This window comes from Micromonospora sp. NPDC048898 (assembly GCF_043198035.1).
GTDB lineage: Bacteria > Actinomycetota > Actinomycetes > Mycobacteriales > Micromonosporaceae > Micromonospora.
In genome coordinates this window covers 270,282-281,950 of the sequence record NZ_JBICUF010000006.1, presented here as the reverse complement: position 1 = coordinate 281,950, position 11,669 = coordinate 270,282, and the positions used below count along the sequence as shown (strand labels likewise).

Sequence of the window (11,669 nt, the reverse complement as noted above, 5' to 3'; positions counted from 1 at the left end):
TTGCAGTCCCCACGAACGACCGTAGGCACCGCCCCGACGAGGGTGCCGGCAGGTGGGCCAACCCGGAATGACCCCGGCCCCCCGGTCGTTACACCTGGACCCCGGCGCCACGAGCCCCCGCTCGCAGGTCGCCGACGCCGAAGACTTTCCCCCTTGTATGTGCAGTGCCGGACGAGGTGCTCACACCCGCGTCACCGTTCCCCTCTTGGTGGCCGGGTGTTCTACCCCCGAAGGAGCTACCCCCATGAACACGATCATGCGTAAGAGTGTGCTGTCCGTTGCTGGTCTCGCGTTCGCCGGTGGTGTGTTCGCCGGTCCGATCGCCGCGCACGCCAACCCCGTCGACGCCAAGCCCGTCGCGGCGGCTGTGCAGAGCACCGCACCGAAGCCGCAGGGCGAGCAGTCCCACATCACCCTCAACGGTGAGCAGACCGCGAACGTCAAGGCGATCATCGCCGCGACGAAGAAGGCCGGCCTGCCCGAGCGGGCCGCGGTGATCTCGATCGCGACGAGCCTGCAGGAGTCGAAGCTGGAGAACCTGGGTCACCTGGGCGACGCCAACGACCACGACTCGCTGGGCCTGTTCCAGCAGCGCCCGTCCAGCGGTTGGGGCACTCCGGAGCAGATCACCGACCCCGCCTACTCCACCACCGCGTTCCTCAAGGGCCTCAAGCAGGTCGACGGGTGGCAGGACATGCCGCTGACCGAGGCCGCGCAGACCGTGCAGGTCTCCGCGTACCCCGACGCCTACGCCCAGTGGGAGCAGCAGGCCACCGACCTGGTCGGTCAGTACTGGAACAGCTGACCCCCGCGCAGGACAGCGCTACCGCAGGACAGCGCTACCGCAGGATCCAGCACCACCGCAGGACATCGACCGCTGGCCGGCACCCCGCAACTCGGGTGCCGGCCAGCGGCGGTTCCGTTGGCCGGTATCGCTAGTCCGGCGGGGTGCGCGAGGCGCTGTCCGGTGGTCAGGGAGGTGACTACCCGGTCTGGTGGACCGATGTTCGGGGATCTTGGACAGTTTCCGTTCACGCTGGACTATTCCGGTCTGGACGGAAACTGTCCAAGATCTGGTGCGCGGCCATGCGGTGGGGTGGGGAACAACGTGGGCGCCGGGCCGGTTGTGGAGGGGTGTCGGTGTGACTCAGTGTCCCCGGGCCTCACCTAAATAGCCTTCGCGGAATACCGTTCGGCTGGAGCCGCGTCGTGCCACTCGCCGAGAGGCGACCTGCACACCGACACCAGCGCCGCCCCCGGCCCACCGGCCTGGGGCGGCGCTGTTGGTCGGGCCGGAGCCGGCACAATTGTCGGGTGACCGATTTTCAGCCCTGGTCCGAGCAGTCGGGTCTGCTCGTACTCCCCAGCGGGACGACAGTGCGCGGACGCCGCATCGCCGCGTCGACCTCGCCCGCCGACTTCGCCCTGCTGTTGGCGGATGGTCCGGAGCCGGCTTGGCCACATCGGCGGATCCGGTGGCCTGATTTCTGGGTGCCGACCGATCGGGCGGATGCCCTCGACGCGCTGCGGGAGGCGCTGCGGCGGGCGCACGACGGCGAACGCGTCGAGGTGGCCTGTCGAGGTGGGGTGGGGCGCACCGGAACCGCACTGGCCGCGCTGGCGATCCTCGACGGCCTACCCGTCGAGCGGGCGGTGCCGTGGGTTCGGGCCGGCTACCACCCGAAGGCGGTGGAGACCCCCTGGCAGCGGCGCTGGCTGCGCCGCGTCACCTGACCTTCACCGTACCCCGCCGCCCTACCTCTGGCCGACCATCGCCGGCGCGTTGACGTACTCGCGTAGGTGGGTGGCGGTGAGCGTGTCACCACGGGCGATCAGGTCGGCGGGCGTGCCGGTGAAGACGATCTGCCCGCCGTCGTGGCCGGCGCCCGGGCCGAGGTCGATGAGCCAGTCCGCGTGGGCCATGACCGCCTGGTGGTGCTCGATGACGATCACCGTGTTGCCGGCGTCGACCATCCGGTCGAGCAGGGCCAGCAGTTGGTCCACGTCGGCGAGGTGCAGGCCGGTGGTGGGTTCGTCCAGTACGTACGTGGTGGTCTTCTCCGCCAGGTGGATGGCGAGCTTGAGCCGTTGCCGTTCCCCGCCGGACAGGGTGGTCAGCGGCTGGCCGAGGCTGAGGTAACCCAGCCCGACGTCGACCAGCCGGCCGAGGATGAGGTGCGCCGGACCTCCGGGGAAGAACGCGTACGCCTCGGTGACCGACATGGCCAGCACCTCGCTGATGTTCTTGCCGCGCAGCGTGTACGTGAGCACCTCGTCGGTGAAGCGTCGCCCCTCGCACCGTTCGCAGACGCTGGCGACGCCGGCCATCATCGCCAGGTCCGTGTAGATCAGCCCGATCCCCTTGCAGGCCGGGCAGGCGCCCTCGGAGTTGGCGCTGAACAGGGCCGCCTTGACCCCGTTGGCCTTGGCGAAGGCGGTACGGATCGGGTCGAGCAGCCCGCTGTAGGTGGCCGGGTTGCTGCGCCGGGACCCGCGGATGGGGGACTGGTCCACGATGACCACCCCGGACCGGCCGCGCAGCGAGCCGTGGATCAGCGAACTCTTGCCGGAACCGGCCACGCCGGTGACCACGGTGAGCACCCCGAGCGGGATGTCCACGTCCACGTCGCGCAGGTTGTGCAGGTCGGCCTGGCGGATGGCGAGGTGCCCGGTGGGCTGGCGTACCGCCTCGCGCAGGGTCACCCGGTGGTCCAGGTGCCGGCCGGTGAGGGTGTCGGAGCGGCGCAGGGCGGGCACGTCACCGGTGAAGCAGATCCGGCCACCCGCGGTGCCGGCCCCCGGCCCGAGGTCGACCACGTGGTCGGCGATCGCGATGGTCTCCGGCTTGTGTTCGACCACCAGCACCGTGTTGCCCTTGTCGCGCAGTCGCAGCAGCAGGTCGTTCATCCGGGCGATGTCGTGCGGGTGCAGGCCGACTGTGGGTTCGTCGAAGACGTACGTGACGTCTGACAGGCTGGAGCCGAGGTGCCGGACCATCTTGACCCGTTGCGCCTCGCCGCCGGACAGGGTCGCGGATTCGCGGTCCAGGCTGAGGTAGCCCAGCCCGATCTCGACGAGGGAGTCCAGCAGGTCCCGCAGGTTGGCGATCAGTGGCGCCACCGATGGGTCGTCGATGCCCCGGACGAACGCGGCCAGGTCGCTGATCTGCATGGCCGAGCAGTCGGCGATGGTGCGCCCGGCGATCCGCGACGACAGGGCCGCCGCGTTGAGTCGGGTGCCACCGCAGTCGCCGCAGGTGGTGAAGGTGACGGCCCGGTCGACGAAGGCGCGGATGTGCGGTTGCATCGACTCGCGGTCCTTGGCCAGGAGGAGCCGCTTGACCTTGACCGCCAGACCCTCGTACGTCCAGTTGTTGCTGCCCACCTTGATCTTCGTGGACGGCTTGTGCAGGAGGTCGTCCCACTGTTGCGGGGTGAAGTCCTGGAGTTTGACGTCCGGGTCGAACAGGCCGGAGCCGACGATGGTCTGCCAGTACCAGGAGCCGACCGCGAAGTTGGGCACGGTGATCGCGCCGTCGTTGAGGGAACGCTCGACGTCGACCAACTGGTGCACGTCGAGGTCGGAGACCCGGCCCAGCCCCTCGCAGGTGGTGCACATGCCCTCGGGGAGGTTGAAGCTGAACGCTCCGGCGCCGCCCACCTGCGGGTCGCCGAGCCGGCTGAAGAGGATCCGCAGCATCGCGTACGCGTCGGTGGCGGTGCCGACGGTGGAGCGGGAGTTGACCCCCATCCGCTCCTGGTCGACGACGATGGCCGCGCTGAGGTTGCGCAGCGAGTCGACGTCCGGCCGGCTGAGGTTCGGCATGAACGACTGGAGGAAGGCGCTGTAGGTCTCGTTGATCATGCGTTGGGACTCGGCGGCGATGGTGCCGAAGACCAGCGACGACTTGCCCGAGCCGGAGACGCCGGTGAAGACGGTCAACCGGCGCTTGGGGATGTCGACCGAGACGCTGGCGAGATTGTTCTCCCGCGCTCCGCGTACCTCGATCATGTCGTGGCTGTCGGCGGCGGACCATGCTGGCTGCGACATGCGAACCCTTCACAGAGTCGTGGCGGGACTCGTCCCCCGCCGAAGCTGACGGGTTCCATTGTCTCATTCATCCCCACGTAGAGACTTTCGGCGAGATCGCAGCGCACGCTCTGGCAGCACGCCCCGGAAAGTCTCAAATCACGTCGTAAGCGGTACGGTGGCTGGCGTGGACGTCGCCCCGGAGGATCGGTTACGCGCCGTGGACCTGGCGGCCACCGTCGGGATCTCGGTGCAGCAGGTGCGCAACTACGTCGAGTTGGGTGTGCTGCCGCCGGTGCGGCGCACCCCGAGCGGTTACCGGATCTTCACCAGCGAGCACGCCCGGGCGCTGACCGTGGCGCGGCGGCTGGCCGAGGGGCACGGCTGGAGCCGTACCCGGGAGGTCATGGCCGCGGTGCACCAGGGCGACCTGCCGGCGGCCCTGGCGGCGCTCGACGGCGGCCACGCCGAGCTGGACCGGGAACGCGCCGAGATCCGCCGGGTGCTCGGCGCCTTCGAGACGGTGCTGGCCAGCCCACCCGCGGCCCGGCCCGCGGCACGCCACGGTGCCCGCATCGGCGAGGTCGCCGCCCTGGTCGGGGTGCGGACCTCGCAGCTGCGTCTGTGGGAGCAGCGCGAACTGCTGCGGCCGCGCCGCACCCCGGGCACCAACTACCGGGTGTACGACGAGGCGGAACTACGCGCCGCGCAGGTCATCGCGCTGCTGCGCCGAGGCGCGTACCCGTTCGAGATCATCGCGGCGGTGCTGGGGGAGTTGCGGACCACCGGCAGCGCCCAGCGGGTCCGCGCCGAGCTTGCCCGCCGCGAACAGGACCTGCACGCGCGCAGCCTGCGCAGGCTGCGGGGCAGTGCCGCCCTGCACGACTACCTGCGCGCTCGCGGCGACGCGGGTTGACAGTCATCCCGTCCCGCCGGGCGATCTTGTTGACTAGGGTCGGGCACATGAGAGCTGCGCTGCTGGCGGCCACGGCGTCCGCCATCCTGCTCGCTCCCGCGCCGGTCGCCGCCGCGGGAACGCCCGCCGAGGCAACCGTGCGCTGCCCGCGGGTGCCGGCCCCGGCGATGTCGCGTCCGCCCCGGCCCTCGCCCCCGCCCGCCGTGCCCGAGCAGCGGGTGGTCGGCGGTGCGGCGCTCGACACGGCCGGCCTGGTCGTGCCGGCCGACGCCGCCGCGCCACCGGCGATCACGGCCACGTCGTGGCTGGTCGCCGACCTGGACAGCGGCCAGGTGCTCGGCGGTTGCGGCCCACACGAGTACGGCACGCCGGCCAGCGTGCAGAAGCTCCTGCTGGCGGCCACGATGCTGCCCCGGCTGGACCCGAAGCAGACGGTCACCGTCACCGAGGACGACATGCTCATCGAGCCGGGCTCCTCGGCGGTGGGTCTGGTCGCGGGCGGCCGCTACACCATCGAGACGGTCTGGCTGGGTCTGCTGCTCAACTCCGGTAACGAGGCCGCGAACGTGTTGGCCCGGATGGGTGGTGGGGCGGACGGTGCGGCCGGCGGCGTACGCGCCATGAACGAGCAGGCCCACCGGCTCGGCGCGCTGCAGACGCACGCGGTCACCCCGTCGGGGCTGGACGGCAGGGGGCAGTTCACCAGCGCGTACGACCTGGCGCTGATCGCCAGGGCCTGTTTCGCCGAGCCGACCTTCCGCCGGTACGCGCTGACCGAGCAGGCGGAGATTCCCACCCAGGCGGCGCAGCGCACCAAGGGTTTCCAGATCCAGAACGAGAACCAGCTCATCTACCGGTACCCGGGTGCGCTCGGGGGGAAGACCGGCTTCACCGACCTGGCCCGGCACACCTACGTGGGTGCGGCGGAACGCGACGGGCGGCGTCTGGTGGTGACCCTGTTGGGTGCCGAGTCGGCGCCGAAGCGCGGGTGGGAGCAGGGTGCGGCCCTGCTGGACTGGGGCTTCACGCTGCCCCGGGACGCCTCCGTCGGCCGGCTGGTCGAGGCGGGGGAGTTGACCGCCACGCCGACGGCGGGGCCGTCCGCGCTGGCGGCACCCGGTGCGCCCCGGCCGGCGGCGGCCAGCGGGCCCGCGCGTACCGGCTCGGGGTGGTTGTGGGCGGTGACCGCGACGAGCGGCGCCGCGGTGCTGGCGCTGTTGGGTGGGCTGCTGTGGCGGCGCCGCCGCCGGCTGCCCTGAGCCGCAGACCGCACCGAGCGCCGCCGGCGGCCCTGAGCCGGCGGGTGCCCGGACGGATCGACATCGGGCGCGGGCCTCCATAGACTCCGGTCTTTCTGGCACCACGAGTCCAGGAGGATCACCGTGTCGAGTGAACTCGAACCGCGCCCCGGCGGGGCGGCCCCCCGCCGACCGCTGCGCGCCCTGTCCCGCCTCGCGGGAGCGACAGTGTTCGCCGGGGCGCTCGTCGTCGGGGCGTCCGCGAGCGCGGTCGCCGCGCCCGCCGCCCCGGTGGGCGCTTCCACCGCGTCGTCCACCGCCGCTGACGCCGCCACCCGACCGCCGCGCACCACCCACGGCCCGTGCGCGTACACCGAGACACCCGAGGAGCCCGCGGCCCGGCCGGTGCCGCTGCCGCCCGACCCGCGACGGACCCCGGACCGGGGCAGCGTCCGGGTGACCCTGAAGACCAACCACGGGCCGATCGGGCTGACCCTGGACCGGGCCGCCGCGCCGTGCACCGTGCAGAGCTTCCTGCACCTGGTCGGCAAGCGCTTCTACGACCGCACCCCGTGCCACCGGCTCACCGCGTACCCCACGCTGAGCGTGTTGCAGTGCGGCGACCCGTCCGGCACCGGCGAGGGTGGCCCGGGATACCGGTACCGCGACGAACTGCCGACCGGCCTCCCGCCGGCGCCCACCGACCCGACCGGGGAACGCCGGGTGTACGCCCGGGGTGTGCTGGCCATGGCCAACGCGGGGCCGGACACCAACGGCAGCCAGTTCTTCCTGGTCTACGCCAACTCGGCGCTGCGGCCCAACTACACGATCTTCGGCGAGGTCGACGCGGCCGGGCTGGCCACCCTGGACCGGATCGCCGCCGGGGGAGTGGCACCGACCGCCGAGGACCCGGCGCCGGTCGACGGCGCGCCCGCGCTGCCGGTGACCATCCACAAGGCCGTCCGCGCACACCACCACCACTGACCGTGCGGCGCGGTGGGCGACCCCCGGTCGTTCACCGCGCCGGCGTGGTCATCCCGGCACCCGAAATTTTCGGGATCGGACCGGAACTGGTCCACCCGGTCTCCGACCCGGTTCCGACCGTCACGACGGGCCGGACGACCCGGACGGTGGGGCGGTGCTGTCACGGACGACCAACTCGGTGGCGAGTTCCACCCGCGGCGAGTCGATGCCCTCACCCTGGGCCAGGCGCAGCACGGTCCGTGCCGCCAACCGTCCCATCTCGACCAACGGTTGGCGCACAGTGGTCAGCGGTGGCGAGGCCCAGCGGGCCTCCGGCAGGTCGTCGAAGCCGATGACGCTCACGTCGTCGGGCACCCGCAGCCCTCGGCGCCGGATGGCCTCATAGACCCCGAAGGCCATCTGGTCACTCGCGGCGAAGATGCCGGTCGGCGGATCGGGGAGGTCGAGCAGCGCGGTCCCGCCGGCGAACCCGGAGGAGTGGTAGAAGTCGCCCGGGTAGATCAGCGCGTCGTCCACCGGCACTCCGGCGCTCTCCAACCCGGCCCGGTAACCGTCGAGCCGCGCCCGGCTGCACAGCAGGTGCGTCGGCCCCGCCACCAGGCCGATGCGCCGGTGCCCGATCGCGAGCAGGTGCTCGGTCGCGGCCATCCCGCCGGCCCAGTTGGTGGCACCGATCGTCGGCACGTCCATGGCCGGGACGCCGGCCGGGTCGACGACCACCACCGGCACGTTGAGCCGGCGCAGTTGCGCGTGCAGCGGTGGGCTCAGGTGTGAGGTCACGAAGATGACGCCGTCGGTGGCCCGGGTGCGCAGGTTCTGCAGCCACTGCCGGGCGGCGGTGGGCTGTCGGTGGATCGCGGAGACCACCGTGCCGACGCCCGCGCCGTGCCCGACATCCTCCACGCCCCGGATGATTTCCACGGCCCAGGGGCTGTCCAGGTCGTTGAAGACCAGGTCGACGAGGCCGGCGCGGCGGACGCTGCGGCTGGTGCGACGCCGGTAGCCGTGGTGGCGCAGCAACTCCTCGACCCGCTCCCGGGTGCCCGGGGCGACATCGGAGCGACCGTTGAGCACCCGCGACACGGTTGGCACCGACACCCCGGCCTCCCGTGCGATCGCGGTGATGGTCACCCTGCGTCCGTCGTCCGCGCCCACCCGCGTCTCCTTCACCGAGCCGGAAGAACGACCACGAGACGTCGTCAACCGAGGATCCCGGAACGGTGTGCCCGTTCCACGCGCCATCTTGCCTCACCGACGGGGGTTGACGACATGCCAGGTCGGTTCTAGCGTTCGGCAAAGTTGCGGAAGCTTTCCGGAAGTTCGGCGGACCGAGGGCGGCATGTACACCGATCTACCTGAGGAACAGCTGCGCGACTACCGGGGCATCGTCCGGGACCCGGCGGACTTCGACGATTTTTGGGCCGACACCCTGGCGGACGCCCGGGACGCCGGCTGGCCGGTCCGGGTCGAGCCGGTCGCGACCGAGTTGACGAGCATCGACGTCCTCGACGTGACCTTCGCGGGGTTCGCCGGCCAGACCGTGCGAGCCTGGCTGCGGGTGCCGCACGGCGCCGACGCGGCACTGCCCACGGTGGTTGAGTTCGCCGGCTACGGCGGCGGGCGCGGGCACCCGTTGGAGAACCTGCTCTGGGCGGCGGCCGGGTTCGCGCACCTCCAGATGGACACCCGGGGGCAGGGCTCGGGATGGAGCCGAGGCGACACCCCGGATCTCGGCGCGGCCGGCCCGGAGGCGCCCGGCGTCACCACCCGCGGCATCACCGACCCGAAGACCTACTACTACCGGCGGCTGATCACCGACGCGGTCCGGGCGGTGGACGCCGTCCGGACCCTGCCGCTCGTCGACCCGACCCGGGTGGCGGTGCTCGGGCACAGCCAGGGCGGCGGGTTGGCGCTCGCCGCCGGTGCGCTGGCACCCGGGGTGCGGGCGGTGGTCGCGCACGTGCCGTTCCTCTGCGACATGCCGCGCGCGGTGGTGACCACCGCCGCCCGCCCCTACCGCGAGATCCGCGACTACCTGGCGATCCACCGCGACGCCGAGGAGCGGGTGCTGACCACCCTCGCGTACGTCGACGGGGTCAACTTCGCCCGGCGCTGCCGCCGCCCGGCGAAGTACTCGGTGGCGTTGATGGACGACATCGTGCCGCCGTCGACGGTGTACGCGGCGGTCAACGCACACGCCGGGCCGACCGAGTTGGCGGTGTGGCGGTACAACGGCCACGAGGCCGGCGGGATCGACGACGACGAGTCGGCGCTGGTCTTCCTCCGCGACCACCTGACCGAGGGCTGAGCCGGCACCGGGTGCCGGGCGGGGCTGAGCCGGCACGGCGTGCCGGCCGGGGCTGAGCCGATCCGGCACCCCGTGCCGGGCGGGGCTGATAGACAGGACTCGTGCGCCATCGCATCGCCGTCGTGCTCGCGTTCGCCGCGCTGCTCGGTGGTTGTTCGCGACCGGAACCCCGCCCCGCGCCGGCCGCGCCGCCGTCGACGCCGGCCAGCCCCACCCCCGCCCCCAGGCCCACCCCCAGCACGTCGGCCGCCGCCGCGCCCCGGCTGCCGGGCTTCGTGGTGCTGACCGACCTGGACCCGCGCATCCACGCCGACATCCGCTACGCCACGGCGCACAACTTCGTCGGCCGCCCGATCACCGGCTACGCCGAGCCGCTGTGCCTGCTCACCCGGCAGGCCGCCGAGTCGCTGCGCCGGGTGCAGGACGCCGCGCTGGCCGGTGGGCACAGCCTCAAGGTGTACGACTGCTACCGCCCGCAGCCGGCGGTGGACGACTTCGTGGCCTGGTCGAAGCGCCCCGGCGAGCAGCAGACCAAGGTCGAGTTCTACCCGGACGTGGCCAAGGACCGGCTCTTCGCCGAGGGCTACATCGGCGCGCCCACCGCGCACAGCCGGGGCAGCACCATGGACCTGACGCTCGTCGACGAGCCCGCCGCCGGCCAGCCCGCGTACCGGGCCGGGCAGCCGCTTGTCGCCTGCACCGCACCCCGGGGGCAGCGCTTCGCCGACAACAGCATCGACATGGGTACGGGCTTCGACTGCTTCGACTCGCGGGCGCACACCGCCGACCCCCGGATCACCGGGACGCCACGGGACAACCGGCGGTTGTTGCAGCGGCTGATGACCGACGCCGGTTTCGTCAACTACGACCGGGAGTGGTGGCACTACAGCCTGCGCGACGAGCCGTACCCGGACACGTTCTTCGCCGCGCCGGTCGCCCGCTCGTCGCTCGGGTGATCAGGTCCAGTAGAGGATCCGGCAGGCCGGCACCCGGGTCGCCAGCTCGGTGGTGAACCAGGCGCGCAGCTCGGTCATGGTGTCGCGCGGGTAGACGTACTTCACCGCGCCGAACTTGCCGCGCTTACGGCTGCGCGCCTCCTCGTCCATCTCCAGCCGGGTGCGCGGATACCAGCCGAGCAGCACCTCCTTGCTGCCCGGCGTGAACCGGTGGGTGATCAGCTCGGCGGTCAGGTCCAGCTCCGGCACCCCGTCGACCGCCGCGCGGACCTGGTCGAGCAACTCGCCGTAGCGGTCCCGCCAGTCGGGCAGCGCGATGATCGGGGCGATGGTCAGCCCGACCGGGTAGCCGTCGAGGGCGAGCCGGCGCAGTGCGGCCAGCCGCTCCGGCACCCGGGCGGTGCCGCCCTCGAAGCGTTCGCTCACCGGGGCGCAGTTGACGCTGAAGCGGACCCGGGTGCGGCCGGCGTGCGGCAGCCCGACGAAGGTGTCCACGTCGGCGTACTTGGTGGTCCAGCGCAGTTGCACCGGCGCGTCCCAGTCGGCGAAGTGTTCCACCGCCCGCCGCCAACTGCCGGTCAGGTGCTCCAGCGCCAGGGGGTCGGTGTAGCAGGACGCCTCGAAGGTGGTGCCCTCGTCGGCGCGCCGCGCGTTACGGCTGGTCACCGTCCCGCGCCCGGCGTACGCGGCCAGCCCGGCCAGGATGTCGTCGAGGTCCGCGTACACCCGGGTCACCGGTGGGCCGGACAGCGATCCGGCGAGATAGCAGTACTGGCAGTGCGCCGGGCAGCCCTCGGCGAGGTCGACCCGCCAGTCGGCGCTGGGCGCGATGGGTTGCAGGGTGCGCCGCGAGGGTGGGCTGACCACGATCGCCATGGTGGCCTTGGCCCGCGCGTACGTCTCCCGGTCGGTCTGTCCGCGTACCCCGGTGAGCCGGTTGGAGCGCAGGTGCTCCACCTCGATGCCCTGTGCCCGCACCCGCTCGACGATCCGCTGACCGTGCGGGTGGTCCAGGGCGGCCGGGGTGGCCACCACCCGACGCGGGGTCCAGCGACGGGCCGGCCGGGCCGCGGGTGCGAGCCCGGCGAGGTCACGGGTCGGCACCCACTCGCCGCTGGCGTCGTGCGGCGCGGCGGGCACGTCGACGGCGAGTGGCTGGTCGACATCGACGGCGTCCGGGCTGGTCATCCGGCCGGGGTACCCGCTGTCGCGAGAATCCCACCCGATCGGCCGACCCG

Annotated in this window: 10 protein-coding genes; 7 read left to right on the top strand and 3 right to left on the bottom strand. The window is 72.5% G+C overall.

What is annotated here, in order from left to right:
- Positions 1-244: 244 nt before the first annotated feature.
- Positions 245-805, top strand: a complete 561-nt coding sequence (locus ACGFIQ_RS19095) for a hypothetical protein (RefSeq protein ID WP_393245223.1) — start codon at positions 245-247, stop codon at positions 803-805.
- 509 nt (positions 806-1,314) lie between these two features.
- On the top strand, positions 1,315-1,734 hold the full coding sequence (locus ACGFIQ_RS19090; protein ID WP_393245221.1) for a protein-tyrosine phosphatase family protein: 420 nt from the start codon (positions 1,315-1,317) through the stop codon (positions 1,732-1,734).
- A gap of 21 nt (positions 1,735-1,755) precedes the next feature.
- Here the strand turns inward: ACGFIQ_RS19090 and ACGFIQ_RS19085 are convergent, their stop codons facing one another.
- Entirely contained in the window at positions 1,756-4,050 is a 2,295-nt protein-coding gene (locus ACGFIQ_RS19085; protein ID WP_393245219.1) for an ATP-binding cassette domain-containing protein, read from the bottom strand.
- A gap of 166 nt (positions 4,051-4,216) precedes the next feature.
- Here ACGFIQ_RS19085 and ACGFIQ_RS19080 point away from each other — a divergent pair, with 166 nt between their 5' ends.
- The 3 genes from ACGFIQ_RS19080 to ACGFIQ_RS19070 all read left to right on the top strand — a co-directional run bounded on the left by ACGFIQ_RS19080 (position 4,217) and on the right by ACGFIQ_RS19070 (position 7,167).
- Complete coding sequence (locus ACGFIQ_RS19080) at positions 4,217-4,945, top strand: MerR family transcriptional regulator (protein WP_393245217.1); 729 nt, start codon at positions 4,217-4,219, stop codon at positions 4,943-4,945.
- A 47-nt stretch (positions 4,946-4,992) separates the two neighbouring features.
- The gene (locus ACGFIQ_RS19075) at positions 4,993-6,204 is read left to right on the top strand and encodes a D-alanyl-D-alanine carboxypeptidase family protein (RefSeq protein ID WP_393245215.1); all 1,212 of its coding nucleotides are present in this window, start codon (positions 4,993-4,995) and stop codon (positions 6,202-6,204) included.
- 123 nt (positions 6,205-6,327) lie between these two features.
- Complete coding sequence (locus tag ACGFIQ_RS19070) at positions 6,328-7,167, top strand: peptidylprolyl isomerase (RefSeq protein WP_393245213.1); 840 nt, start codon at positions 6,328-6,330, stop codon at positions 7,165-7,167.
- 120 nt (positions 7,168-7,287) lie between these two features.
- Here the strand turns inward: ACGFIQ_RS19070 and ACGFIQ_RS19065 are convergent, their stop codons facing one another.
- Positions 7,288-8,322, bottom strand: a complete 1,035-nt coding sequence (locus ACGFIQ_RS19065; RefSeq protein ID WP_393245211.1) for a LacI family DNA-binding transcriptional regulator — start codon at positions 8,320-8,322, stop codon at positions 7,288-7,290.
- Between the two features lie 184 nt (positions 8,323-8,506).
- Between ACGFIQ_RS19065 and ACGFIQ_RS19060 the strand changes: the two genes are divergently transcribed.
- Together ACGFIQ_RS19060 and ACGFIQ_RS19055 are read left to right on the top strand one after the other, a co-directional pair.
- Positions 8,507-9,475: an acetylxylan esterase gene (locus tag ACGFIQ_RS19060; protein ID WP_393245209.1), complete on the top strand. Its 969-nt coding sequence runs from the start codon at positions 8,507-8,509 to the stop codon at positions 9,473-9,475.
- Positions 9,476-9,576: 101 nt separating this feature from the next.
- Positions 9,577-10,431 carry a M15 family metallopeptidase gene (locus ACGFIQ_RS19055; RefSeq protein ID WP_393245207.1) on the top strand — a complete coding sequence of 285 codons (855 nt, stop codon included), beginning with the start codon at positions 9,577-9,579 and terminating at the stop codon, positions 10,429-10,431.
- Here the strand turns inward: ACGFIQ_RS19055 and ACGFIQ_RS19050 are convergent, their stop codons facing one another.
- A complete protein-coding gene (locus tag ACGFIQ_RS19050) occupies positions 10,432-11,619 on the bottom strand; it encodes a spore photoproduct lyase family protein (RefSeq protein ID WP_393245205.1) in 1,188 nt (395 codons plus the stop codon).
- Between the last annotated feature and the right edge of the window lie 50 nt (positions 11,620-11,669).

Bases quoted from the DNA above. Each gene is read 5' to 3' on its own strand.
- ACGFIQ_RS19095 (WP_393245223.1), top strand. From the start codon at position 245: ATGAACACGATCATGCGTAAGAGTGTGCTGTCCGTTGCTGGTCTCGCG.
- ACGFIQ_RS19085 (WP_393245219.1), bottom strand. From the start codon at position 4,050: ATGTCGCAGCCAGCATGGTCCGCCGCCGACAGCCACGACATGATCGAG.
- ACGFIQ_RS19075 (WP_393245215.1), top strand. From the start codon at position 4,993: ATGAGAGCTGCGCTGCTGGCGGCCACGGCGTCCGCCATCCTGCTCGCT.
- ACGFIQ_RS19060 (WP_393245209.1), top strand. From the start codon at position 8,507: ATGTACACCGATCTACCTGAGGAACAGCTGCGCGACTACCGGGGCATC.
- ACGFIQ_RS19050 (WP_393245205.1), bottom strand. From the start codon at position 11,619: ATGACCAGCCCGGACGCCGTCGATGTCGACCAGCCACTCGCCGTCGAC.